A 25,919-nucleotide genomic window follows, 5' to 3' on the forward strand; every position below is an offset into this window, starting at 1 on the left:
TCCATCCAAAAAATATAAATTTTCCGCTCAACAAAACATCAAAAACGTGGAAAGAAACCACAATCGCGAAGACTTCATAATTTAACGTTTCCTCAGAGGTAGCAGAAAAAGTAAAGACAAGGCTGTTGTAGAAACTGCAAGAAGGAAAGAAGACTTGAGACTCCCGGTTGTGTCAGCCATCCATCCCGCCAATGGAGGCGAAAGCATACATCCCAATCCCAAAAAGATAGTCATTAAGCCTAAGGCTGTTCCTGCATGTTCCATTGAGAACAGATCTGATGTTAAGACTGTGTAAAGGGGCCACACTGCACCGTAACCAGCGCCATAAACTGCGGCTGAAACAGCCAATACGGCGAATTTCAAGTCTGGAAAGTTTTGAGCCAGAACCACGCCTAAAAGGCCTAAGATTGAAATGCCTCCACAGAGAAACATTGTTTTTAGCCTACCAATAAATTCGGAAAATGATGCCAGAACAAGGGTTCCCGGTATTGCTCCGACAGCAATCATACTAACGAGAAGGGAGGCATGCTCGTAACGTAGACCTATTTCCTGAGAGCCATAAGTGCTGAGGAATGTGAAAGGAATCATTATGTAGAAACCGACAAGCATATACGAAAAGCCTACAAGCCACAATTTTATATTTTTAAGTATTATAACACTTTCTCTCCAGAAGTTTTTGCCGACATTTTTACTTTGACTTCTAACATAGCCTTCTGGATAAGCTTTAAAAAAAAGCCACGCTAAAGGAGCAAGCACAAAGCTGGCTACACTGAACATGCGCCATCCAAGCGTCCAACTTCCAATTTTTACTAAAATAGGCAAAAATATGCCAGTTGCTGCGAATCCTATTGGTGCACCCACGTTGACTATTGCAACCGCAAATGCCCTTTTCTTAAACCATCTCTGAACAACTACGACAACTGGAACCCAGCACGCCGCGCAGCCGATACCTGCCAACATGAATGATAAACTTGCCTCCATCAGCGTGTTAGACAAACTCATATAAAATGTGCCGGCACCAAGCGCCAACAAAAACAGCGTAACTATTTTTCTAGCATCAATGTTATCCACCATTATACCCAGAAAAAGAGAGAAAACAGTGTAGCCAACGAAATAGGATGTGTAAATGATTCCCGCCTCAAGCTTGGAGATACCTAGCGAAGGCATCATTTCAGGAAGCAAAATTCCATAACCATATCTAACAGAATAATGGACTAGTATTATAAGGAAGCCCACAAGCAAGATGGCGATACTTTTGCCAACAATCGCATTTGTAGGTTTTTCTAACGACATGATAATCAAATTTATGATTTGACGCTTAAAACTTTTGGTTCTCTCCTCGTTCAAAGAATCATCTATAGACTTTATTGTTTCATAATTTTTGCATCACAGTTAAATTCAGGAAACTCCTAAATATTGCCAGAAGAGGCGAAAGGTTGTCTCAGAAAGACGCTTATTACACTTTCTGTGATGGCTGCAATCAAGTACCTATGTGTGGTGTGCGTTTTCATGTTGAAGACAACATTGTTACGGAAATTGGGCCTTGGCCTAACCATCCACGCTCTTCCCTATGTGTAAAGGCTTATACTCTGCCCCAAGTGAGGCATCATCCTCTGAGACTGCTTTATCCTATGAAGCGGACAAACCAAAAAGGTTCCAGTGACCCCGGCTGGATTAGGATTTCATGGGATGAGGCTTACACCACAGTAATCGCTAAGCTTAAAGAGATCAGGGATAAGTATGGCCCTGAGGCCGTGGTCTTCTATGTTGGCGATCCTAAGGAGCCTCGTGCAGCCGTTCAGAGGCTCTGCTATACGTTTGGTTCGCCCAATTATGCAACGGAAAGCTCTATATGTAAAAGGGCGGCAGAGCTTGCTGAGCTTTTAACTTTCGGCGTTCCACTGAGTGTCAGTCTCCCATCGCCTCAAACAAGGTTATGCGTGATTTGGGGAAGCAACCCGGCATGGTCTCGACAGTACGTTATGCTCCACTTATTGGAGGCAAAAAAACTGGGAGTGAAATTCATAATTGTCGATCCTAGAAGAACACCAACTGTAGAGAAACTTGCAGACTTGCATTTACAAGTAAGACCAGCATCCGACGGAGCCCTCGCCCTCGCAATAATAAACACCATGATAGAAAGGGGCATCTACGATAAAGAGTTCGTTGAAAAGTGGGTTTACGGCTTTGAAGAGTTGAAAAACTATGCAAGTAACTTTACACCCGAAAAGGCTGAAAAATTAACGTGGGTTCCAGCCGACAAAATTACCGAAGCAGCTCAAATGATAGGCGACAACAAACCCGTCACATTCCTTTTAAGTGCACAGTCAACAACCCATAATAAAAATGCTGTTCAAAACCACCGGGCCATACTTTCTCTAATAGCGTTGACTGGTTGCCTAGACGTGCCCGGTGGAGTGAGACTGCAGACGCGTGAACTTATCAGCGACTGGAGCCATGGAGACCCAGAATTTTGTAGAAGAAACGATTTGTTTCCTATGCTTGAAGCTAAGAGGTTGGACCGCCAGATGTTTCCAGTGTGGGCGAGATACATGTTTGAGGTCCAAATTAATCTTCTGCCTGAGTATGTCAAAACCGGAAAAGTCAAGGCCATGCTTATGTGGGGTGCAAACCTTATGATGTGGCCTCAAACCCATGAATACCAGGAGGCTGTTAAAAACTTGGAATTCGCGGTTGCCATAGACCACTTTTACAGGCCATGGACCCATGACTATGTAGACATAGTGTTGCCGGCAGCCATGTGTTTAGAAAGACAAGCACCATTCGCATTCTTTGGAAAAAGAATCTACGGCCGGAAAGTTCTTAAACCCGCTGGAGAATGCAAGGAAGACTGGCAGATAGCGCTTGAAATAGGCGTAAAACTTGGCTACGCAGAAGAATTCTGGAACGGAAGCGTCTCAGAAGCCCTTAACAGCATCCTTAAAAGGTTTGGAATAACCGTTGAAGAACTTGAAAGAAACATTGAAAAAGGCATTGAAATACATACTCCGGAAATTGAAGCCTTTAGGAGATATGAAGCTGGGCTTCTTAGGACTGGCGGTGAACTCGGCTTTCCGACACCAACAGGGAAAGTGGAGATTTACTCTACAATTTTAGAGGAATATGGCTATGATCCTCTTCCAGTTTTCAAGGAACCCATGGAGCCCACAGAGGAATATCCATTAATACTCATAACTGGTTCCAGAGTCCCCTTTTATACCCACAGTCGTGGAAGGGAAATCCAGAGCATAAGGAAACTTATGCCCAATCCTGTTGTAAACATGAACCCCGAGGATGCAGCTCAACGGAACATATGCGAAGGTGATGACGTGCTCGTTTTCTCCCCATGGGGGAAAATAAAAGTTAAAGCCCACCTAACCACAATTATGCCTAAAGGGGTTATCGACGTTTTACATGGATGGTGTGAGGCAAACGTGAACGAGTTAGTTCCAAGAGAATTCGACCCAATTTCAGGCTTCCCACCATTTAAAGAATGCATATGCGAAGTGAAAAAACTAAACTAGCATATTTATGGAGAACGCAAAACGATTTCCACATACTGAAATTGACGGTTCCCTGAATCTTCTTAAATAGGTGATGGACCGGGCGGGATTTGAACCCGCGACCTCCCGAGTGCAAGTCGGGCGTTCATACCACCTGAACTACCGGCCCACTTAGACCTCTCTATGGAGAACTGGTGAAATCGGATTTAGATATTTCGGTTGGCTGTTTTCACTATTCCTTTCCTAAAAATGTTTACATTTTAAATGAATTAGTTAAGTTAAATAGTGTTGGTGGAAGGTTTGGCTGAACAGTTTTCTGGAAGATTCGTTGTTCAGCGGCATCACGCCAAGCGTCTACATTACGATTTTAGGCTTGAGATGGACGGGGTTCTTAAGAGTTGGGCTGTTCCGAAGGGGCCTCCGTTGGAGTCTGGTGTTAGACGGTTAGCTGTTGAGGTTGAAGATCATCCCTTGGAATACGTGGACTTTCAGGGTGTAATACCGGAGGGTATGTACGGCGCCGGAACCGTGGAAATTTGGGATAAGGGGGTGTACCAGTTGAAACATAAAAGTAATAACAAGCTAGAGTTTACTTTGAAGGGTGAAAAAATGCGGGGAGAATATGTCCTTATAAAGTTTAGAGGAGAGAAAAATTGGCTTCTAATCAAAAGGAAAAGCCATAAGCTAAATTTCTAAACTATTTGAAGAGGGACAAAGGCATGGTTAAGTTTGAAGTTGTAAGTATTGAGGTGCCTAAAGACTGCAATGTAATCTTAGGCATGGCCCATTTCATAAAAACCGTCGAAGACTTGTATGAAGCCTTGGTTAACTCTGTTCCAACCATAAGGTTCGGCATAGGCTTCTGTGAGAGTTCCGGCCCATGTTTGGTCAGACACGAGGGAAACGATGATGAACTGCGGCGACTTGCAGCTGAAAAAGCTTTTGAACTTGCATGTGGCCACAGCTTTGTCATCTTTATTAAAAATGCTTATCCAATAAATGTTTTAGACAAAATTAAAAAGGTGCCAGAAGTATGCACAATATACGCTGCCACGGCAAACCCGCTGCAAGTTGTCATAGCAGAAACGGAACAGGGCAGGGGAATAGTCGGCGTAATAGACGGTTCTAGGAGCAAAGGTATAGAGAAGGAAGAAGATATCAAGGCTAGAAAAGAGTTTTTGCGAAAAATAGGCTACAAACTTGGTTGAGAAAAATAGCGGTGGCAAGGTGGAGCCGCAATGGCGAATAGAAGCCTAGTAGGGGCTATATGCTTAATGAGTTTACGTGGAGGCTACTAACGTCTGTCTCATTTCAAAGGGAGATTTTTCTTTCATTTTTTCAGCAGCGTAATCTACGAGATGCCTAAACTGTTTCTCGGTAAGGACGTGCCGTGCTCTAGACAAAATTTCTAGGCAAATTTCCTTAAAAACAATGTCGGCACAGCTCATTTTCGCGTCGTCAATCAATTCCTTACACGCTTGTAGGATCTGACTGTTCAAGGACTCCACCTTGCATGAGATACATATTCTTTAAAACATTAAAATACTTATGAATTCAAAAACTATATTACGAATCCATATTATCACAAACATTAAACAGTTGAACAAATGCATAGGTTTGGATGTAAAATTGAAGAGGCAAAGCGTCATCTATTTTATCGGTTTCGTTGAAAAAGCTGGAACGGACGTGGCTAGGATAAAAATTTTCCCAGAATTTTGCAATGGACTGAAGGGTGTGGAGGAGTACTCCCATTTAATAGTGTTGTATTGGCTGCATTTGCGCGACACCGAGGAAGACAGACGAGTGCTGCTTGTTTTTCCGAAAAGACGCGCGGTGAATGTATTGACCGGTGTTTTTGCCTGCAGAAGCCCTTCTCGTCCAAATCCAATAGGGCTTTGTGTTGTTGAACTTGTAGGGAAGGAAGATTGTACGTTAGTTGTTAAGGGGCTTGATGCCATGGAAGACTCGCCAATAATTGACGTTAAACCCTACATCCCAAAAACGGACTCTATTCCAGACGCACGTGTCCCAGAGTGGAGTCATCAAGCTTAACAAAAAGAAAATGACGGAACAGTGTTAATGATTAGAAATGGTGTTTTGAAATCAGTTTTCATTGCCGGCACTCTTAACTTTTTGGCTCGGTTTTTTCAGCGTTAAGGCTATAATTAGGCCTAAGGCCGACAAAGCCGCAACGTATGGGAAGATCCTTATGTATGCTCCGAGGATATCTTTAGCTTGCCCGGCAATTATGTTGCCGATAAGGGCTCCTGCACCATATGCTGTAAAGACAAGACCGTAATTGCGTGCGTAATCTTTTGTCCCGAAGAATTGTGCGGTAGCTGCTGGAGCTATTGCAAGCCACCCGCCTAGGTTAAGCCATAAAACTGCGAAGGCAAATATATAGGCTGATAGCAAGTTTGGCAGTGCAGACATTGCTAGTGAGGCTACAATAATCATTGTGAAGGATATTGCCGCTGTCTTTCTGGGGTCCAGCCTGTCTGTTAACCAGCCGAATATGGGGCGTCCCACACCGTTACAGAGGGCGAATGGCGCTATTAGGGCTGTAAGTAGAGCTGAAATTTCTTGCTCGCTTATTCCAATGTTGGAGGCTACTTCTAAACCGACGGGTTTTGAAACGCCGATGGCCATTAACCCAGCCAATGTTCCAATAGTGTAGCATAGCCATAATACATAGAACGTTTTCGTCCGAATCATTTCTCCTCTTTTCAAATTGACTTGCAAGGTTTCCAGTTTCCATGCAGGTTTCCAGCCGCTTGGCATCCAATTTTCAGGTGGAAGTTTGAGGAATAAAGCGGAAGCCGCTGTTAAAGCAAAAAATGTGCCTCCCAAGATTTGAAACATGGCTTGCACTCCAAACTTTGATGCTAGGAAGTCTGCTAGTGGCCCTACAATAGCTGCTGAGAAGCCGAAGCCGAGAACTGTTAAACCAACAGCTAAACCTCTTCGATCAGGGAACCATTTCGTAGATGTTACTATTGGACAGTTGTAGGCTAAGCCAACGCCGAGGCCGCCCGCCACACCATAAAGAAAGGTAAGTGTCAATGGAGAGTTGGCGAAGGAAGCCAGGCACCATCCTAGGCCTACAAGTACAGCCCCGATGAGCGTTATTTTTCTTGGTCCATATTTCTCGATGTACCTTCCCGCGAGGGGCATGGTAAGAGCGAAGAGAAGCAAAAACACAATGAATGGAATTTGCATTTCGGTGGATGAAACTTTTAGACCGTAACCTTGTGGGGGCGTAGCTTCAAAAATCTTTTTCAAAGGAACAGAGATTACACTGTAAGCGTATATTGCTCCTAGGCAGAACATTATGATGAGGCCTGCAATGACGACGATCCATCTGCCAACTTCCGCCTTTAAACCAAAAACTTTGAGGGGTTCGCTTGACATAACGTTTCACCACTCTTAAGGATAGCATCATGTTTGAGAAAGATGTAAATAAAAAATATAGGGGTTATTTAGGTTCAAGAGCGGACTTTATGATTTCATAGGCTTTTTTCGCTTCTTCAACGGCAACGCCGTCTTCCAATGTCGTTACGTCGCCTAAAGTTGCGTTTTCAACTACAGCTCTAAGCAACCTTCTCATTATTTTGCCGCTTCTTGTTTTCGGCAGAACCTCTACGAAGGCTATAACGGCATCTGAAGCCACTATAGGCCCTATAGAAACTCTGAGGTAATTCTTCAACTCCTTTTCGAGCTCTGGACTCGGCGAGAAACCTTTCTTAAGCACTGTGAAGATCACGGGCACCTGCCCCTTAACCGGGTCGCTTCTGCCCACACAGGCGGCTTCAGCTACTGCCGGATGCCTTGCAAGAGTTGCCTCAACTTCCGCAGTGCCTATTCTGTGACCTGCAACCTTGATAACATCGTCGGCTCTTCCAAGCACCCAAATGTATCCATCCTTGTCTTTAACTGCGAAGTCTCCTGTGTAAAAGTATAGCTTACCCTTAAATCTTGACCAGTATGCGTCGATGTATCTTTGAGGATTCTTGTATAAGGTTTCAAGCATTCCGGGCCATGGAGAGATTATTGTAAAGTATCCTCTAACACCAGGCGGACATGGGTTACCATCGTCATCAACAACTTCTACACGTACACCGGGTATCGGGTACCCGTTGGTTCCAGGCTTCATTGGGAAGATTTTTCCGAGACCGGGGAAATGCCCGGTTATAATGTGTCCGGTTTCAGTCATCCACCATGAGCTGGTTGCTACCACATCGCTTCGACCTAGGTTTTTGAAGTACCATAGGAAGGCTTCAGGATTTATCGGCTCGCCTACCGTGTGAATTATCCTTAACGTTGACAAGTCATGTTTTTTAACGTAGTCTTCAGGATACTTCATTAACATTCTAATGGCGGTGGGTGCGGTATAAAAGATTGTCACACCATGTCTCTCGATGATGCTCCACCACCTGTCCGGTTCAGGATAGTCCGGACTGCCCTCGTAGAGTATGGTTGTTAGCCCTGAAATGAGTGGCCCATAAACGACGTATGAATGGCCTGTGATCCATCCCACGTCAGCGGTGCACCAATAGATGTCATCTTCCTTGACGTCGAACAGCATTTTCATTGTGGCATATAATCCAACTGCGTAGCCGCCTACTGAGTGCTGAACAGCCTTAGGAGTGCCCGTTGTCCCGGATGTATACAAGATGAAGGCGCTGTCCGATTCTTTTTGGCTTTCAACTGGCACGTAGGCTGTTTTCGGCACGTCGGCTATCAACTCGTGATGCCAAACATCCCTTTCCCGGTTGAACGTTATCTCGTTTCCAGCCCTCTTGACAACTATGACCTTCTCTATTTTGAGGCCTTCTTTCTCGCATATCTTTATGGCTTCGTCAACTATTGATTTTAGGTTTATAACTTTGCCCCTTCTATAGAAGCCGTCAGCAGTCACTATTATTCTTGAACCGCTGTCTACAACACGACTTGCCAGTGCTTCAGCACTGAAACCGCTGAAAACAACACTGTGTTCAGCGCCCAACCGTTGAACAGCAAGCATGTAGAATGGAAGTTCCGGAATCATTGGTAAATAGAAAGTTATAATTTCCCCCTTCTTTACGCCTAACTTTTCTTTCAATGCATAGCTTATCATGTTGGATATCCTGAATAGGTCGTAATAAGTGAACTTTTTGACCTCCTTTGGTTGTTGGAGTTCACTGTCCCAAGGCTCCCCTTCCCATATAATCGCCAGCTTGTTCTTGCGTCCCTTCTGGATCTGCCAGTCAGTAGCCAAATAAGCCAAGTTAGTCTCTCCGCCAACAAACCACCTGTAGAATGGTGGCTTGCTATCATCTAGAACTTTGCTCCACTTTTTGAACCAGAATATTTCATTTGCCCATTTCTCCCACCATCTCTCGATGGCTTCCTTGCTTGCTGTGGTGCTTTCGTGGAACTTTTTGAAATCGTCTTTACTCCAAACTCTGTCTTTCCAGCTTGGTGGGATTATGTCCCCTTCAAAGAACTCTTTATACACCTCTACACTTTGAGCCACAGTTATCTACCTCGGAAGGGTTTCTGAGGAAAAACCGTAAAATAAATAGTTTACGTTGATATTACGTTACGTTTAACAAGAAACATGGGTTTTTGATTGAATATTGTTCAGTCAGGGTTTGATAGCGGAAAGAATCCCAATTTAATTTGTCGATTGATCATGCACAACGTTTTTAATTTCAGTCGCTCATAATCCAACATGGGGGTTCACCCTGGTTACTATTTATCTTGAAAAAATCTTTAATCCCAAAAGTGTTGCTCTCGTAGGCGCCACCGACAGGGAGGGGTCAGTAGGGCGCACTTTAATGACAAATCTTATTGAATCAGGTTTTGAAGGGAACATTTATCCAGTTAATATACGAAAGAAAGAAGTTTTAGGTTTCAGAGCCTATCAAAGTGTAGAAGAAATACCTGAAACGGTGGATCTTGCCGTCATTGCAACTCCAGCAAGGTCGATTCCGGAAATTGTGGAACAATGTGGCAGAGCGGGAATTAAGGGCATAGTGATAATCTCCGCTGGGTTTAGAGAAGTTGGACCAGAAGGCAAGGAACTTGAGGATAAAATACTAGAGGCCAAGCGAAAGTACGACTTGCGGATAATTGGACCAAATTCGTTGGGGGTAATGCAGCCGAAAATCAGACTTAACGCTACACTTCTAAATAGGATGCCAAAGTCAGGCAACATAGCTTTTATAACTCAAAGTGCAGCCTTGGGTGCTGCAACACTCGACTGGGCAATCCATGAAAACATAGGGTTCAGCTACTTCGTCTCTGTTGGCTCTATGATTGACGTGGACTTCGGCGACTTAATAGATTATTTCGGAACAGATCCAGAAACAAGGAGTATATTAATGTATGTTGAAGGGATAACGGATGCCCGCAAATTTATGAGTGCCGCAAGACACTTTGCAAGAACAAAACCTATAATAGTTGTTAAGGCCGGAAGATTTAGCGAAAGTGCGAAAGCTGCTGCTTCTCATACAGGCTCTCTAACTGGGGAGGATCAAATTTACGACGCAGCCTTTAAACGTGCAGGAATAGTTAGAGTTGATGAAATATCCGACTTATTCAACTGTGCAGAAGCGCTCGGACTTCAACCGCTGCCCAAGGGCCCAAACCTTGCCATAATAACAAATGCTGGAGGCCCCGCCGTTATTGCAACAGACACCCTGATAGCTAGGGGAGGTAAACTTGCCGCTTTAAGCCCAAGAACACTTGACATGCTAAGCAGAACACTTCCGAAATATTGCAGCATCACGAACCCTATTGACCTTCTAGAGGAAGCTAAAGCTGACCGTTACAAAGCTGCATTAGAGGCGTGTCTCAGAGACGAAAACGTAGATGGTATCCTTGTAATTTACACAACGCAAGCCATGTCGGATCCTGTTGAAGTGGCAAAGGTCATTGTTGAAGTGTATAAAGGCTGTAAATACCATAACAAGACAATTTTGACCTCGTTTATGGGTTACGGTGCAATTGAAGAAGCAAACCGTATACTAAATGAGAATGGTATCCCAACTCACCTCACTCCGGAGCAAGCAATTAAAACATACCTCTACATGTACCAATACAAGCGAAACCTGGAGCTTCTATACGAAACTCCAGAAGAGCTATCGGTGGATTTCTCACCACCGAAGCGTCCAATAGTTGTGGCTATGAGAAATGCAGCGATGGAAGGCCGTGAAGTCTTAACCGAGGCTGAAGCAAAAAAGGTTCTCGAATTCTATGGAATACCAGTGGTAAAAACATACGTTGCCAAAACAGCCGATGAAGCCGTACAGTCAGCGTCACAAATAGGCTATCCCGTAGCCATAAAAGTTCTTTCACATCACATAACCCATAAAACAGAGGCCGGAGGAGTCGCTCTCGACTTAAATAGTGAAAATGAGGTTAGAACCGCATTTGAGCGGGTGATTAAAGCTGCTAAAGAGTACAATCCAACTGCGGAAATTCAAGGCGTAACAGTCCAGAAGATGGTTAAAGGCCGCGGCTACGAAGTGATGATCGGTGCCAAAAAAGACAAAATCTTCGGCCCCGTTGTCCTCTTTGGAGTTGGTGGCACGGCTGCTGAGCTGTACAAGGACTATGCCATTGGCTTGCCTCCGCTAAACCAAACCTTGATCAAACGGTTAATTGAAGAGACGAAAGTTCACCATCTACTTAACGGATATAGAGGGTTGCCGCCAGCCAACATGAAACTTCTAGAGGAAATATTGATGCAATTCTCCCAGCTACTCGTGGATTTTCCACAAATAAAGGAGATAGATATTAACCCACTGTGGATAAGCGATAAAGAAGCTTACGTCCTAGACGCACGCATCGTCATAGATAAAGACTTGATTTTTAAAAATGTCGAACCCCATCAGCATTTAGTAATAAGCCCTTATCCCAAAAAGTATGAAACTCTCTGGAGGATGCGGGATGGAAAAACAGTGTTGCTTAGACCGATAAAGCCTGAAGATGAACCCTTATGGCTTGAAATGTTCCAGAACTTTTCCGAAGAATCAATCCGTTTCAGGTTTTTCCAAATAATAAAGGACACACCTCACGAGGTTAGAGTGAGATATTGTAACATAGACTATGAAAGAGAAATCGCAATAGTAGCTGAACTAAACGATGGAGGCCGCAGAAGAATTCTCGGAGTAGTAAGAATAAGCCTTGAGCCTGACCGTAAAAAAGGCGAAATAGCGTTCATAATTGCAGATCCATGGCAAGGATTAGGTTTAGGAACAAAAATGGTGGACTATGCAATAGAAATTGCAAAGGAAATGGGCGTAGAAACAATATACGCAATAATGCTTCCAGACAACGTTAAAGCTGTAAATCTACTCAAAAACATGGGCTTCACAATAAAAGTTCAAGAAGACGGCAACTTAAAAGCAATCCTCAACCTCCAAGAGAAAGAGCCTAACCTACGGTACGCTTCTTTGCAGGCTACAAGTTAAAAAATATTATTTCTGAGAAAAAGACTTGTAAGTGTAACAGAAGCAGGAAATATAGAATCTAAGTTCACTTTATTTCAAAGAAGAATATAGGTGGCATGCAACCAAATGTTTGTTTCCAACATTAATTAACTCGGGTTCTTCCTTGCATTTTTCAAACACAAACGGACATCTAGTGTTAAAACGGCATCCAGTCGGCGGGTTTATTGGGCTAGGAGGTTCTCCAGGAATTACGTTCCTTTCTTTAAACCTGTTTTCAGGATCAGGGTCTGGAACAGCCTCCATTAGCGCCTTTGTGTATGGGTGTAGAGGATTTTTTATCACTTCTTTTGTCGGGCCGTATTCAACTATTTTACCGAGGTACATGACGCCAATGTTATCGGAGAAATAATTCGCCGTAGCAATATCGTGAGTTATATACATTATGCCCATTTCGTACTTTTTCTGCAGATCTCTAAGAAGGTAGAGAATTTCAGCTCTGCTGGAAGCATCAATCATGGAAACAGGTTCATCCGCCACCAAAAATACTGGTTCAAGCACAATAGCCCTTGCGATTCCAACTCTCTGCCGTTGTCCTCCAGAAAGCATATGGGGATATTTAGGTAAAAATTCCTCCGTGGGCGTCAAACGTACATCGCTTAAAGCCTTCTGAAGGCGTTTCTCCCTTTCATCAGCGGGATAACCGTGAATAATCATTGGTTCTTCAATTATCTGTTTTATTGTCATGTAAGGGTTCAACGACATAAATGGGTCTTGAAATACCATCTGCGCCTTCCTCCTAAACTCTTTAAGATCTTTGGCATGTGTGATATCTCTACCCTCAAAAATTATTTTGCCAGACGCGGGTTCAACAAGTTTAAGGGCTGTTCTTCCCAAGGTGGTTTTTCCGCTTCCAGACTCGCCAACCAAAGCAACCGTCTCGCCTTTATGTATAGTTAGGGAAACCCCGTCAACGGCCTTAACCGTCAACGTTTTAAAGAAACCCTTAGCGACATGGAAGTATGTTTTAATGTTTACAAGTTCAATAATTGCGCTCAAGGCAGATCACTCATAGAGCCAACATTTAACAAGTCTTCCATCAACGTTAAATGCTGGAGGGTGATTCACCTTACACTTTTCCATTACATATTGGCATCTTGGGTTAAATCTACATCCGGAAGGTGGATTAATGAGATCTGGAGGGGCGCCGGGAATAAATTCCGGTGTTCTATCACCCCTTAAAAGTGGCACACATGAAATAAGTTTTTGCGTATATGGATGTTTTGGGTTAAGCAGCACCTTTTCAATGGAGCCGAGCTCCACTATTTCGCCGACGTACATGACTCCAATCTTATCGCATAAGTCGCTGGCTAATGCTATATCATGGGTTATATAAATCATGGATAGATGTAATTGTTTTTTCAACTTCTTCAGCAGATTCATTATCTGAGCTTGTATGCTCACATCAAGAGCCGATGTAGGCTCGTCCAAAATCACAATTTCCGGGTTGAGAGCTAACGCTGTTGCAATGGCAACTCTCTGTCTCATACCTCCACTGAGCTCATGGGGATACCTCTCAGTATATTCGGCTGGTAGGCCGACTAATTTGAATAACTCCTTTGCCTTTTCCAAAGCCTCCTTCTTGTCAACGTTTCTATGCACTATTAAAGGTTCGGCTACTTGAAAACCAACCTTAAGTACAGGGTTAAGGGAGTTCATAGCTCCCTGAAAAACCAGTGATATTTTTTTCCATCTAATTTCTCTTCTAATCTCTTCCTCACTTAGAGTTACCAAATTTTTACCGTTAAATATAATGTCTCCCTCAAACTTTACAACGTTACTTGGCAGAAGCCTTATCAGGGCGATAGCTGTGCTGGATTTGCCGCATCCCGATTCGCCTACCAGCCCCAATGCTTCGCCTTTTTCCAGATCGAATGCAACATCGTCTACGGCTTTGACTGATCCCCTAAGCGTTCCATAGTAAAGTTTAAGATTGTTCACGTTTAGGACAGCCATTATCGCCATCTCCTTAGCTTCGGGTTTACAACAGGTTCAAGTCCAAGAGCTAAGAGCACGAAGGTTACCGCTGAAAAAACTATAAGAATCCCTGGAGGAAGAATCCACCACCAATAGCCAAGATAAACCGCCCCGTTTTTGAAGCCGTATTCAAGAATCTGCCCCCATGTTGGCATGCTTGGATCACCTAGTCCTAAGAAGCTTAATCCCGCTTCGGCAAGTATTGCAGATGGAGTGTAAAATATCATCTGGGAAAGTATGTAGGGGGCTACTTGTGGAAATATATGGCGCATCATGATCCTCAGCCTTGACGCTCCAATGGACACTGCAGCCTCAACGAAAGGAGCGTTTTTAATGGATAGAACCATGGAGCGGAGGATTATTGTTAAAGATGGCCAGCCGAAGGCCACCAGCACTAGCACGATGATCCAGATTTTCCCGCCGAATATGAAGGTGAGGAGAATCAATAAAGGAAGCTGTGGAAAATTGTTTACGATGTCGGCTACTCTTTGAATAGAATCGTCCACACGGCCTCCAACATAACCGCTTACTATTCCTAGAACTGCGCCGACAACCGTTGTAATTACAGAAGTTACAAATCCTATAAGTAGAGCGACGGGAAAACCGAAGAGCAGTCCCTGAAAGAGATCTCTTCCAAGAGTGTCGGTTCCCATTAGGCCGTAAACCCTCCCGCCAATAACAAAAGCAACCTTGCCTATGTTGTCCCTTGCATCCACAGAGTATAACACGACTTTTACATTGTACAAGCCATTTAAAGGCTGGAACGATCCGTTGACTGGTTTTCCAAAAATTATTTTTTCATAACCTATATCCATCACTTCATTTGGAGTTGCCGAGAAGTTGTATTCTGTTAAAAGAAACGAGGATAGGGAATATGCTATAGCCGTTTCGCCGCTTAAAAGGATTCTTTTAGGTTCACTTAAGTATCTCACATATGGAGATTCTTCTTCTGGAAGAGGTTTTTCAATGCTTAGCGTATACAGTGGTATCATTTTATTATCAGGTCTTTCTATGAACAGTCTCACTGCTGGAGGGCTTGTATAGTAGGTTAAGTTTTCAAGTCTCAGAATAATAAATGTCGGAAATTGACTGAGTTTAAGTTCGTAGCTCATGACATAATTTTTTAAGTAGTATGGGCTTGAAATCTGAAGTGTTGGCGTTTCAGAGGAAATAACTGAGTGTTCAAGTAGTTTTTCTTGGGAAATATAGTTTACCCAAACAGGTTTTGCAAGTTTTGGGTTTTCAATCCAGTATCGGGGGTTACTCCAATACCTGATTCCGTAATCGAGAGGCATAGTTGCTATGGTGAAAATGGAAACTGCAACCACGATTAATAAGAAAATAACGCCAAGTTTTGAAATATTGCTTGCCCAAAACTCGCTCAGCGATTCTTTAAGATAGCTACTCACTTGTATCTCACCCTTGGATCCAAAACAACGTAAAGAACTTCAAGTACAAACCTAGCAGCGATGTAGATGAGCGTATACATGTAAGTCAAAGCTAGGATTAAAGCCTCGTCCACTGCCATTATTGAGTTATAATAGAGTAGCCCCATGCCCGGCCAGCCGAAAACGGTCTCTGTAAGTATGGCTCCTCCAAGGTATGCTGGCAACGCGAGGATTAGGTTTGTTAAAATGGGAGGAGCCGCAACCCGTATTATATACCTCCAGAGGACAAGTCTTTCGGAAAATCCTTTTGCCCTAGCAGCTGTAACGAAATCCTCTTGAGCCGTGGTGATAACAATGCTTCTTGTTATGTAAATCCATGAGCCGGATAAGGCGATAACCAAAGTTATGATTGGTAGTCCTGCATGCCAGAGAAGGTCGAGAAAACGGCCAACTGGATCCGCTGGAGGTGGTGTGCTATACATGCCTTGGGATGGGAACAGTCTGAGGTAGAAGGAGAAAATGAGGATTAAAAGCATTCCAAGCCACCATGTAGGCAGGGCGTAGGATATTGACGAGTAAAGAGATACTGTTCTGTCGAGTATGGAGCCTGGTTTCGTCGCCACTTTGACACCTATGACTAGGCCTAAAATAAAGTTTATCACCAAAACGGTTATCATTAAGAGGATTGTGTTGGGAAGTCTCTCCATTATTATGTCTGCAACTTTTATGCTGCCGGTGAATGTTTGCTGAGTTTTTGCGTTACCGAGGTCTAAAGTGATTATTCTCAAAAGCATATTAGGCATTCGCACGTACCATGGTTTGTCAAGGCCATATGCAACTATAAGGGTTTCCTTAATTTTTTCCATAGCTTGTTCAAGTTGTTCCGGATCTTTTATCTGAGTGGATAGCTTTTGACGGGTTGCCCTCAACTCTTCGTCCATCATGGCGCTTAGTATTTTATCGGAGAGACCCGTGGCACCCACTGTTACAACTGTTAGGATTAGAACACAGAAAAGAACTACCAGTAAAGTGACGCCTTTTACAGCTAAAGTTCTTGCAAGTCCCAACTTAACCGCCAATATATACTTGTTCCTTCCTAGAGGGAATACCTGAAATAAATAGTTTTGCCCAAAAAAGAGAAAAATGGCGGGGAGCTATTTTTTCTTTACAATTAACCATAAAGCGAGAATCATTGTGATCACTGTAAGCACTGCTAGGATAGCTACCACAATTGTTAGAGTATTCACCGTTGCGGTTAAGCTGGATACAGCGTTGTTTAGGCTGGTTATTGAACTAGTCAACTGTCCTGAAAGCTGGTTTATTGCGTCTAAAACCGGTTGCAGGTTTACTTCAGGTATTTCTGGGAATGAAAGCACGTCAAAGAATACTTTTGTAGTGGTTACGAAGGCAACTTCCTCGCTGTATGCCGCTATAGTTAACTCGTAGAGTCCAGGTTGCAATTTAGAAGTGAAATCTTCAGATAATTCTATGACAAATCTTGTTGCTGTTACACTTTCGGCGTTGCCTACTGCCAGAATTTCGCCGGTTATTGGATCTTTTATTAAATATTTGACGTAAAGAGGTGGGATACCGCTTAGATCCACTACAAATGATGCTGGACTGCCGGTTACAACCGTTGGAACACCTGTTCTAATGATTTCTGGCGGTGTTGGTAGGCCATAGTACCAATCGCCCTTAGAGAATGGATAAGTAGGATCACGGAAAGCCTTTAAAACAGCGGATTGACCTGCTGGATCAAAGCTTTCTAAGTAGAATGGGCCGTCACTAATAACCAAGTGTCCCTTTTGAGTGAACCACTGTATGGCAGCAGCATATCTAACCTGTGCGTCGTCGGCTGTGGCATACATGGTTCCCGTAACGTTAAACACGTTTGCAGGAAAGAAGTTTGTAGAGGCAAAATTCGCGATAGCATCTTTAACCATTTGTGCATGACTGTTCAAAGCTACTGAAAGCCATGGAACACCTCGTGCCTCTGCCGCGCTTTCCGAATATGCGGCGGTTCCTTCTACAAACACAACCTGGTCCATTCCTGCAAGAACTTCCCATGGATAATTACCCATGGGTGGAGTGCCACCGATTAGATCTGCGTAGTCTGCGATATAGTTCACGTCAAAGTGCCAGTAATCCAAGTACACCTCCAGTGTGTTATCAACTATTCTAAGACCCTTGATTAATGGCAGCGTCTCTGCTAGCAAAGCGGAAGTTGAAGATTCTAGTTCAGACTTTTCAGGGTCAAATGCTAATTCATAGTGTTGATAAATACTAAAGAGGATGTCAGCCCATGTTATGGCTTGGTTGTGGTGCCATTTAGTGCCTATATACTTTGATAAGTCAAACATAACTTTACTGGTTGCTTTGACACCTGAACCAACAGCCACCCATTCGTCTTTTGTGGCGTTCCATAGAAATGCGTCAGACGGAACATCCAATTTTCCGTTAGGTCCAGCCGTTGTAACCGTGTAGTCCCATCTGAAGGGAATAGGCTCACCGCTGAATGGGTGACGCCAGACGAATGGGTCGTGAACCGCAGCCCACATATCGCTGCTGTACACGTCATCGTGGCCTGCAATGGGGTTCCAGACGCTTGCCTCTGTCCAAATCCATCGGTGGCCAACTTTGACCTCCGTCTTCCCTGGTATATATACTTCTCTTACAGTCATCGGGGACCTCAAACCCGTACCTAGGTCATTGGTGATTCCTTTAACTTCCGTCCTTGCCGGATGGATTTCCAGTCTGGTAGCAGCCCATATACGCACAGATTCCTGAATGATCATTTCTGTTGCCCGTCTGTACAAAGAGTCCCTTTCAGCCTTGCTGGTGAAGTTCCCCATGAGTATTCGCTTTCCTAAATCATCCAGCGTGCTGTTTTCATACTGCCAATAGCCACTTTCTCGCCAGCCTGGCATCCATGTGTACCACGGGCATCCAAACTGGTTTATAGTTGCCGAGTCATATTTGTCCAAAGCTGATTTACCCCATCCTTCAGTGTATAAGTGCCATTTTAGGTCTTTTGGGTCTGTGCCATAGATTAGTCGTATTGCTTGTCCAAAAGGCATGTATTGTCTATTCACAGTGAAGCCCATGCTTTCTAAGGCTGATGCGAGGGTATCACCTATATCTCTTCTCTCATCTTCAATACGGATAACAAAGTTTAGAGTTATGGGCTTGCCTCCATAATACCACTTTCCTTCCTGTTTAGTGGCTCCAGCCCTTGTTAATGCAGAATTTATTATGGCGGCAGCAGTTGTAGGGTCATATTTAAAGTCATATTTCGCCACAATATCATAAATAGTTGCAAAGTCAGGATCGTATGTTGACAGAAATGTGACCATTGGAGAAGCAAACCCCTTGTATATCTGGTTCACTATATAGTCTCTATCCATAAGATAGTTTAAAGCAAACCGCACTTCCCTAATTGAGAAAGGATTAAGCTCACCAGAAGGCGCAGGAGCCGGATTTAATATAACGTCCACAAGTCCGGCTGGAGCATAGTAGAGGGATATTTCTGGCAGACCTTTTAATGCTTCGGCTTGTGCAGGCCTCAACCCAAAAATATAGTAATCAATGTCACCAGCTTTTAATGCTTCACCAGCCAAATCTACGGGCACACTTTTGAATATTAAAGTGTCAGTTGCAGGTCCAGTCGCGTATACAGGAGCCGTTGAAGCTGAAAATGCAACAGCCGCAAACAACAGAATAAGCACCGCTATTGCCTTACTCTTTTCTCCCATTATCTACCACCACGTCACCCCTAATGTTGCATTTCAACACTTATAATGCTTTCTGAATCCATAGGATCACCAATTCCGCTTTACAGCGTTTTCTTAAGCATTACAAACCCAACTCTACAAGTAGGTTCTGACAAAGTGCAGGGGGTGGGATTTGAACCCACGAACCCCTACGGGACAGGCTCCTGAAGCCTGCGCCTTTAGCCAGGCTTGGCTACCCCTGCAGTTGTCGAATTTGTATTTTGTTTGGAAAGGTTTAAGAGTTGCTCTGTAAACTTATGCTTTTTGAGGTGTATGGTGTTTGCCTACGCATGGTTCGCTTTCGAAGGCTGGGAAGGTCCGGTCTCAGACGCCAAAAATTCAACCCTTGCCCAAAAAAAGCCCAACGCCTCGATTTAGGACCAGGCGTAATTATGAGAAGCGGGTTTTGTTGCAGAGGAAGCCGGGGCAGAACTGGGTTTAATCTTCTATTTTGGCTGTTTAGCTTGTCTTGATGTTTCTGTGTTTTGGTTTTATGTTTATCTATAAGCCTTTCCAGAAGTATTTTGGTTGAAATCGCCCAATGTTGGAGGAAGCTCTTAGGGAAATCATAGAGACTTTGATGCTTATTCCTTCACCCAGCCCAAGCGATGTCAGCCGTGTTAAGATGCAGGTTGCCGCCAAACACAGGCTTGAGAGTATTCCATCAAACTCTGAGATTATTGCGGCTTTAAGGACGCTTGAAGAGAAGGCTAAGCTTTTGGATGTTTTGCGGAGGAAAGCAACAAGAACCATTTCGGGCGTTACGGTGGTGGCGATTATGACAAAGCCTCATCCGTGCCCCCAGCCTGAGCCATGCGCCTATTGTCCGGGCGGCCCACCGTATGGGGTGCCTCAAAGCTATACTGGTTTTGAGCCCGCTGCTATGAGGGGTTTGCAGAACGCCTTCGACCCCTACTTGCAGGTGAAAAGCCGAATTGAGCAGCTTACGGCTATAGGTCACAGGGTGGACAAGGTTGAGCTTATAATTATGGGTGGAACTTTTCCAGCAATGCCAGACGACTATCAAACATGGTTTGTGAAGCGCTGTTTAGACGCCCTAAATAGTGTAGATTCGCAGAGCCTCCAAGAAGCCAAGCAGCTGGCAGAGGCAAGCCCCATCCGCAATGTTGGCATAACCGTGGAGACACGTCCAGACTGGGCTAAGGAGAAACATGTGGACAAAATGTTGGATATGGGGGTTACACGCGTCGAGTTAGGCGTTCAAAATCCGGATGACGCGATCTACCGGCTGGTTGGGAGAAAACACACAGTTCAAGATGTAATTGAAGCTACCCGCATATTGAAGGATGCCGGGCTTAAAATTGTCTATCATTTGATGCCTGGTTTGCCTGGCTCAAGCATGGAGAAGGATTTGGCAGTTTTCCGCGAGATTTTCACCAATCCCGTCTATAAGCCTGACATGATTAAGATTTACCCGTGCCTTGTTTTGAAGGGCACTAAAGCCTACGAATGGTATGTGAGAGACGAGTACCAGCCCTACACAACCGAGGAGGTGGCGAGGCTTATTGTTGAAGTCAAAAAGATGGTTCCGCATTGGATTCGCATTATGCGGGTTCAACGGGACATACCGGCACCGCTCATAGTGGCAGGCGTCAAAATGAGCAATCTCCGCCAGTTAGTCCAGCATAAGCTGAAGGAGCAGGGGCTGCAGTGCCAGTGCATTAGATGCCGCGAAGTTGGGCACCGGCTATTGGCGAACGGCGTAAAACCAAATTCGGAGAAGGTGGAGATTCTGACGACGCGTTATGAGGCTTCTAAAGGCGAGGAAATCTTCATTTCCGCTGAAGATGCTGAAAACGACGTTCTAATAGGCTACTTGCGTTTGAGGATACCATCCGAAAAGGCGCACAGACCAGAAATAAGGGCGGAGCCATGCAGCATAATCCGAGAACTCCACGTCTATGGACCACTAGTGCCGGTGGGCAAACGCCTAGCCAAAGCATGGCAACACAAAGGCTATGGAAGCATATTACTGGCTGAGGCGGAACGCATAACCCGCCAAGAATACGGCTTCAAAAAAATCCTCGTCATAAGCGCCCTAGGCACAAAACAATACTACAAACGATTCGGATATACATACGATGGACCGTACATGTCAAAAATGCTAGACTGAAATAAACGTTTACAACGAGTCCATGGTTAGATGGTTTTGGGAACCATCAAGTGTGCTGGCCCACGCTTTGCGGATTTCTTGCAATAAAGTTAAAGACAATAAACGCCTTTTACCAGTTTAAACGCGGAGAATTTGAAATGAGCGGAGGAGAAGAGCTTTCGGGATATAAGGGGTTAGCTCTTGAAATTCTCCAAAGCATTGGAGCAGAGGTTGGCGATTTAATCCGTATCACTAAGGCTGGTCAAGTGTATGAGGGCATTCTTATTCCACGCTCTGAGTATGGCGATGACCGGCATATTGTGATTAAGTTGAGGAGCGGCTACAATATTGGTGTTCGCCTAACTCCGAACGCCAAGGTTGAGAAGGTTGGGCGAGGTGAGAAGCCGGCTTTTGTTGCTCCGCCCTTGCCTGAGCAGAATCCAGCCCTGCCAAATGTCGCCATTATTAGTACTGGTGGCACTATTGCAAGTCGTGTTGATTATCGGACTGGCGCTGTTCGCCCAGCTTTATCTGCCAGTGACTTGTACAGCGTCGTGCCAGAATTAGCCGATATCGCCCGTATTGACGCCCAAATTTTGTTCAGTCTTTACAGCGAGAACATTACGCCAGTCCACTGGACGGAGATGGCAAAAACAGTGGCGGAAAAAATTGCTGAAAGCGTGGATGGCGTAGTAATTGCTCACGGTACTGACACTATGGGTTATTCGGCTGCAGCCCTAAGCTTCGCCCTCCAAAACTTGCCAGTCCCAGTTGTTTTTGTTGGTTCCCAGCGTTCAGCCGACCGCCCAAGCTCGGATGCCGCCACAAACTTGGCCGGTGCTGTTTTGGCCGCCGCTCGGGCGTCTTTCGCCGAGGTTGCAGTAGCCATGCATGAAACAGTATCTGACACAAGCATAGTGCTTCATCGGGGCACCCGCGTCCGCAAGTGCCACACAAGCCGCCGAGACGCCTTCAAATCCGTAAACGCTCAGCCCCTAGCAAGAATAGAGGAAAACCGCATAACGATGCTGACTGAGGACTATCAAAGGCGGGATCCCTCACGGCGGCTTGTGGTTAAGCCAAACTTCAGCAACAAAGTCGCACTCGTCAAGTTTTATCCAGGCATGGATCCAGCCATAATAGATTGGTATGTGGATAATGGCTACAAGGCGATTGTGCTTGAGGGTACTGGATTGGGACATGTGGCTAAAAGCCTCTTCCAGCCAATTAAAAGGGCTGTGGACAAGAACGTTTTAGTGGCCATGACTTCCCAGTGCATCTGGGGACGAGTAAACATGAATGTTTATGATACTGGACGGGACTTGCTGGCGTTGGGCGTCATACCGCTTGAGGATATGCCAGCGGAAACCGCCACTGTTAAACTCATGTGGATCTACGGGCAAACAGATAACCCCAACGAAGCCAAACAGCTTTTGAAAACAAACATTGCCGGAGAATTTTCCACCCGCACCTTCTATAAGATGGAGGAAAGCAAGCCATGAGCGAAAAATTGAACTACGCCCAGCTGGGCCTGAAGGTGGGCTTGGAGGTGCACCAGCAGCTAGACACCTCCACTAAGCTTTTCTGCAGCTGCAAACCAGAACTCTTCAAAGAAGAGCCTGAAATCACCTTCCTAAGGCGTTTGAGGCCAACCCAAAGCGAGCTCGGTCAAATAGACCCAGCCGCCTACTTCGAATTCCAAAAAGGCGTAAAAATTCTGTACGAGGCGAACAGCCGAACCTCATGTCTAGTAGAGATGGATGAGGAGCCCCCACACCCACTAAGCATGGAAGCCGTTGAAATAGCCATAACAGCAGCTTTAATGATGAACGCCACACCAGTGGACGAAATTCACGTCATGCGCAAGACAGTCATAGACGGCTCCAACACGACGGGTTTTCAGCGCACATGCGTCATAGCCCTAAACGGCACAATAAAAGTGGGCGAGAAAACAGTGCCAATCCAACACGTAAGCCTAGAGGAGGACGCTGCCCGCAAAACAGACGAGGAGGGTACAACAATACGTTACCGCATAGACAGGCTGGGCATACCCCTAATTGAAGTGGCAACAGCCCCTGTTATAAACACGCCAAAAGAAGCTGGCGAAGTAGCCCTAGCCATAGGCAAAATCCTACGTGCCACTGGAAAAGTCAAGCGGGGACTGGGCACAATACGCCAGGACTTAAACATCTCCATAAAGAGCGGAGCCCTAACAGAGATAAAAGGCGTCCAGGAACTGGAACTCATACCGCTCGTCGTCGAATACGAGGTGCAGAGGCAACTCAACCTAATAAAAATAAGCCAAGAACTGGCCGAAGCCGGAGTCCGCCCAGAAAACCTCAAGATGGAATTCTTCGATATAACAGAAGTTTTCCAAAAAACAAACTGCAAGGTAATCCGGAAAGCCATAGAAAAAGGTCAGCGAGTCCTAGCTGTGAAACTCCCCGGGTTCGCAGGTTTCCTAAAACGTGAACTCATGCCCGGCGTTCGCCTTGGAACAGAAATGGCTGACCGCGCCCGCTTCTGGGGACGGGTTGGCGGAATATTCCATACAGACGAGCTTCCAGCATACGGTATAACTCCCGAAGAAATTGAAGCCTTGAAGAGGGCGGTGAATGCCCAACCCACAGACGCGGTGGTCTTCGTTGCAGACACGCCGGAAAACGCTGCAGACGCCCTAAAGGCTGTGCTTGAAAGAGCCAGCGAAGCCTTAAAAGGTGTTCCAGAGGAAACTCGAGCAGCAAACCCCGACGGCACAACCCGCTACATGAGACCCAGACCCGGAGCAGCCCGCATGTACCCAGAAACGGACATACCGCCCGTGCAGGTGACAGAAGAATATTTAAACAAGATTCGCCAACGCTTGCCAGAGCTTCCGGAACAAAGACTTCAGAGGCTTATGCGGGAATACAGCCTCAATCAGAAGCTAGCCCAGCAGTTGATGGATTCAGAATATGTGGAAGTCTTCGAAGAAATAGCAAAGGAAGATAAAGTCTCACCAACGACCATTGCCGCCTTCCTCACAGAAACGCTGAAAGCGCTAAAACGGGAGGGTACACCAGTAGATAAGCTCTCAGAGGAGCGTATAAAAGAAGTTTTTAAGGCGCTTGGAAACGGAGAAATAACCAAGGAGGCCCTTCCAGAGATTGCTGCTTGGCTGGCGAGAAACGAAAACAAAACCGTGAAGGAAGCCCTTGAAAACCTAGGCCTTAAAGTCATGTCAAAAGAGGAATTGGAAAAGCTTATAGATAAAATAATAAGCCAAAACCAGAGCTTGGTCGAGAAAAGTGGTGCAAAAGCCTTCAGTCTCATAATGGGCATGGTTATGAAGGAAGTTAGAGGAAAAGCGAATGCTGAGGTTGTCAGCGAGATAATTAAACAGAAATTAGCAAAATTGTAAAGGCTTAAAGCTAATAGTACTTCTCTAAAGAAGCTATCTGCTCATTTATTGGCTTCAGAATTTCTCCACAGTAGGGGCAAACGTTAAACTCGGGAAGCACAGGTTTCCCGCATGTTACACAGATTTTTGGGTGTCTCAGCTTCTCTTCAAAGCTTTTTAGCTCTTTTTTCAAATGGGTGAGTTCGGCTTTTATTTTTTCTACGCCCTCTTTGAGGGGCTGTATTTCTTTTATCTCAGCTCTTATGTTGTAGATTAGGTCTTTGACTTCTGAAAGTATTTCGTTGTTCATTTCGACGGTTTCGTTCATGACGTCTAGGATTTCGCTTTTCTCTTCTAGCAGTTGGGTTTCCACGGCGCTTTGTTTTTTGGCGTCGGATAGAATTTTGTTTAGGAAGGCTTCTACAGGGTTTTCAAAGGCTATGGCGCATGTTATTCCCCAAAAGATTATGGTGGAGAGGGCGGTGACGAGAAGGTACACGTTAGGTGTTATTGCTTGAATTTTTGCCTCGTCAACTGGGTATAGACTTAGAAGGGTTGGCGGTTTGTTGAATATTATGGTGTTGGCTGCGTCGGCTAAGTGGGCGACTGCTATTGCTGTTATGATGCTGAAGAGCCATACGCCGAAACCTTTTTGGTCAAGTTTTCTCCCAGCGTTCATATTGCATCGTAATATTTAATACGATATTCCCAGGGCCACAATATGTCAACACGCGTAAATTCTAAAAGGAGAACCACCACTCATATAGTGTAGTCCGTTAGGGTGAGAAGGTGGCGAAGCAGCCAAGCGAAGAGTTTTCCATCCGCGTAAAGGCTGGCGAATATGAGGTTGAACTTAAAGGTTCAAAAAGCGAAGTACTAGAAACCATAAGAGAGTTGCCCAATCTAATGCTAAACTTTAACAAGGCCTTTGAAAGCCTAAAATCGAAAGAGATAGCCGTGATGGCCAAGGCGTCCAGTCCAACTCCGGTGACCGTTGTCAAGGCTGAATCTCCCATAGAAAGGTACCCGAAAATTCCAAAAGTGGAAAACTGCAGCGAGGCACTCTTGCGAGTCTTGGAAAGCGACTGGGGTAAATGGCGTCCACGAACCGTTACGGAGCTGAAAGAAGCTTTAGCCGCCAACGACATGCATTTTCCAGGGCGAACTCTGGCTGGGGACCTGTTGGCTCTTGTGCGGAAGGGTGTGGTTAGATGCTGGAAAACGGATAAGGGTTATGTCTATATTCTAGCTGAAAAGGAGGTATTAGCCCAACAGCAGTAAAGAGGGGATGGAG

General features: G+C 44.9%; 19 protein-coding genes, 2 tRNA genes and 1 pseudogene. 10 read left to right on the forward strand and 12 right to left on the reverse strand.

Annotation, left to right across the window (positions count from 1 at the left end):
- Positions 1-81 precede the first annotated feature (81 nt).
- Positions 82-1,347: an MFS transporter gene (locus KEJ24_02725; GenBank protein ID MBS7646739.1), complete on the reverse strand. Its 1,266-nt coding sequence runs from the start codon at positions 1,345-1,347 to the stop codon at positions 82-84.
- Positions 1,348-1,436: 89 nt separating this feature from the next.
- Between KEJ24_02725 and KEJ24_02730 the strand changes: the two genes are divergently transcribed.
- Positions 1,437-3,524, forward strand: a complete 2,088-nt coding sequence (locus tag KEJ24_02730; GenBank protein MBS7646740.1) for a molybdopterin-dependent oxidoreductase — start codon at positions 1,437-1,439, stop codon at positions 3,522-3,524.
- Between the two features lie 74 nt (positions 3,525-3,598).
- On the opposite strand, the gene KEJ24_02735 is transcribed toward KEJ24_02730, so the two are convergent.
- A tRNA-Ala gene (locus tag KEJ24_02735) sits at positions 3,599-3,672 on the reverse strand.
- Between the two features lie 113 nt (positions 3,673-3,785).
- Here KEJ24_02735 and KEJ24_02740 point away from each other — a divergent pair.
- Together KEJ24_02740 and KEJ24_02745 are read left to right on the forward strand one after the other, a co-directional pair.
- On the forward strand, positions 3,786-4,199 hold the full coding sequence (locus tag KEJ24_02740) for a hypothetical protein (protein MBS7646741.1): 414 nt from the start codon (positions 3,786-3,788) through the stop codon (positions 4,197-4,199).
- A 23-nt stretch (positions 4,200-4,222) separates the two neighbouring features.
- Positions 4,223-4,711: an adenosine-specific kinase gene (locus KEJ24_02745; protein MBS7646742.1), complete on the forward strand. Its 489-nt coding sequence runs from the start codon at positions 4,223-4,225 to the stop codon at positions 4,709-4,711.
- 72 nt (positions 4,712-4,783) lie between these two features.
- On the opposite strand, the gene KEJ24_02750 is transcribed toward KEJ24_02745, so the two are convergent.
- On the reverse strand, positions 4,784-5,002 hold the full coding sequence (locus tag KEJ24_02750) for a hypothetical protein (GenBank protein ID MBS7646743.1): 219 nt from the start codon (positions 5,000-5,002) through the stop codon (positions 4,784-4,786).
- 130 nt (positions 5,003-5,132) lie between these two features.
- Between KEJ24_02750 and tsaA the strand changes: the two genes are divergently transcribed.
- Positions 5,133-5,555: a tRNA (N6-threonylcarbamoyladenosine(37)-N6)-methyltransferase TrmO gene (gene tsaA, locus KEJ24_02755; GenBank protein ID MBS7646744.1), complete on the forward strand. Its 423-nt coding sequence runs from the start codon at positions 5,133-5,135 to the stop codon at positions 5,553-5,555.
- Positions 5,556-5,606: 51 nt separating this feature from the next.
- Here tsaA and KEJ24_02760 read toward each other — a convergent pair whose 3' ends face one another.
- On the reverse strand, positions 5,607-6,914 hold the full coding sequence (locus tag KEJ24_02760; protein MBS7646745.1) for an OFA family MFS transporter: 1,308 nt from the start codon (positions 6,912-6,914) through the stop codon (positions 5,607-5,609).
- A 64-nt stretch (positions 6,915-6,978) separates the two neighbouring features.
- Positions 6,979-9,018, reverse strand: a complete 2,040-nt coding sequence (gene acs, locus KEJ24_02765; protein MBS7646746.1) for an acetate--CoA ligase — start codon at positions 9,016-9,018, stop codon at positions 6,979-6,981.
- Positions 9,019-9,244: 226 nt separating this feature from the next.
- On the opposite strand from acs, the pseudogene KEJ24_02770 reads away from it, so the two are divergent.
- Positions 9,245-11,962: pseudogene (locus tag KEJ24_02770) on the forward strand (GNAT family N-acetyltransferase).
- A gap of 69 nt (positions 11,963-12,031) precedes the next feature.
- Here KEJ24_02770 and KEJ24_02775 read toward each other — a convergent pair.
- From KEJ24_02775 to KEJ24_02800, 6 genes are all read right to left on the reverse strand, one after another.
- Positions 12,032-12,997 (reverse strand): ABC transporter ATP-binding protein, encoded by a 966-nt coding sequence (locus tag KEJ24_02775; GenBank protein MBS7646747.1) that lies wholly within the window; start codon positions 12,995-12,997, stop codon positions 12,032-12,034.
- A gap of 6 nt (positions 12,998-13,003) precedes the next feature.
- Positions 13,004-13,954, reverse strand: a complete 951-nt coding sequence (locus tag KEJ24_02780; protein ID MBS7646748.1) for an ABC transporter ATP-binding protein — start codon at positions 13,952-13,954, stop codon at positions 13,004-13,006.
- Positions 13,954-15,270, reverse strand: a complete 1,317-nt coding sequence (locus KEJ24_02785; GenBank protein MBS7646749.1) for an ABC transporter permease — start codon at positions 15,268-15,270, stop codon at positions 13,954-13,956. Before KEJ24_02785 ends, KEJ24_02780 begins: the two co-directional genes overlap by 1 nt.
- Before the next feature lie 110 nt (positions 15,271-15,380).
- Positions 15,381-16,430 (reverse strand): ABC transporter permease, encoded by a 1,050-nt coding sequence (locus KEJ24_02790; protein ID MBS7646750.1) that lies wholly within the window; start codon positions 16,428-16,430, stop codon positions 15,381-15,383.
- An 87-nt stretch (positions 16,431-16,517) separates the two neighbouring features.
- A complete protein-coding gene (locus KEJ24_02795; protein MBS7646751.1) occupies positions 16,518-19,115 on the reverse strand; it encodes a hypothetical protein in 2,598 nt (865 codons plus the stop codon).
- A 136-nt stretch (positions 19,116-19,251) separates the two neighbouring features.
- Positions 19,252-19,336, reverse strand: a tRNA-Leu gene (locus KEJ24_02800).
- Positions 19,337-19,413: 77 nt separating this feature from the next.
- Here KEJ24_02800 and KEJ24_02805 point away from each other — a divergent pair.
- From KEJ24_02805 to gatE, 4 genes are all read left to right on the forward strand, one after another.
- A complete protein-coding gene (locus tag KEJ24_02805; protein ID MBS7646752.1) occupies positions 19,414-19,575 on the forward strand; it encodes a 30S ribosomal protein S30e in 162 nt (53 codons plus the stop codon).
- A 102-nt stretch (positions 19,576-19,677) separates the two neighbouring features.
- A complete protein-coding gene (locus KEJ24_02810; GenBank protein MBS7646753.1) occupies positions 19,678-21,267 on the forward strand; it encodes a tRNA uridine(34) 5-carboxymethylaminomethyl modification radical SAM/GNAT enzyme Elp3 in 1,590 nt (529 codons plus the stop codon).
- A gap of 137 nt (positions 21,268-21,404) precedes the next feature.
- Positions 21,405-22,748, forward strand: coding sequence for a Glu-tRNA(Gln) amidotransferase subunit GatD (gene gatD, locus KEJ24_02815; protein MBS7646754.1), 1,344 nt, complete (start codon positions 21,405-21,407; stop codon positions 22,746-22,748).
- On the forward strand, positions 22,745-24,646 hold the full coding sequence (gatE, locus tag KEJ24_02820) for a Glu-tRNA(Gln) amidotransferase subunit GatE (GenBank protein ID MBS7646755.1): 1,902 nt from the start codon (positions 22,745-22,747) through the stop codon (positions 24,644-24,646). The genes gatD and gatE overlap by 4 nt, the downstream gene beginning before the upstream one ends.
- Before the next feature lie 10 nt (positions 24,647-24,656).
- On the opposite strand, the gene KEJ24_02825 is transcribed toward gatE, so the two are convergent.
- Positions 24,657-25,304 carry a hypothetical protein gene (locus KEJ24_02825; protein MBS7646756.1) on the reverse strand — a complete coding sequence of 216 codons (648 nt, stop codon included), beginning with the start codon at positions 25,302-25,304 and terminating at the stop codon, positions 24,657-24,659.
- A 110-nt stretch (positions 25,305-25,414) separates the two neighbouring features.
- Between KEJ24_02825 and KEJ24_02830 the strand changes: the two genes are divergently transcribed.
- Entirely contained in the window at positions 25,415-25,906 is a 492-nt protein-coding gene (locus KEJ24_02830; protein MBS7646757.1) for a hypothetical protein, read from the forward strand.
- The last annotated feature ends 13 nt before the right edge of the window (positions 25,907-25,919 follow it).

This window comes from Candidatus Bathyarchaeota archaeon, from assembly GCA_018396705.1.
Classification (GTDB): Archaea; Thermoproteota; Bathyarchaeia; order Bathyarchaeales; family Bathycorpusculaceae; genus DRVP01.

What these genes read in the sequence shown, in the direction of transcription:
- KEJ24_02825 (MBS7646756.1), bottom strand. Translation starts at nt 25,304, where the DNA reads ATGAACGCTGGGAGAAAACTTGACCAAAAAGGTTTCGGCGTATGGCTC.
- KEJ24_02780 (MBS7646748.1), bottom strand. Translation starts at nt 13,954, where the DNA reads ATGGCTGTCCTAAACGTGAACAATCTTAAACTTTACTATGGAACGCTT.
- gatD (MBS7646754.1), top strand. Translation starts at nt 21,405, where the DNA reads ATGAGCGGAGGAGAAGAGCTTTCGGGATATAAGGGGTTAGCTCTTGAA.
- KEJ24_02760 (MBS7646745.1), bottom strand. Translation starts at nt 6,914, where the DNA reads ATGTCAAGCGAACCCCTCAAAGTTTTTGGTTTAAAGGCGGAAGTTGGC.
- KEJ24_02795 (MBS7646751.1), bottom strand. Translation starts at nt 19,115, where the DNA reads ATGGGAGAAAAGAGTAAGGCAATAGCGGTGCTTATTCTGTTGTTTGCG.
- KEJ24_02745 (MBS7646742.1), top strand. Translation starts at nt 4,223, where the DNA reads ATGGTTAAGTTTGAAGTTGTAAGTATTGAGGTGCCTAAAGACTGCAAT.
- gatE (MBS7646755.1), top strand. Translation starts at nt 22,745, where the DNA reads ATGAGCGAAAAATTGAACTACGCCCAGCTGGGCCTGAAGGTGGGCTTG.
- KEJ24_02785 (MBS7646749.1), bottom strand. Translation starts at nt 15,270, where the DNA reads ATGCCTCTCGATTACGGAATCAGGTATTGGAGTAACCCCCGATACTGG.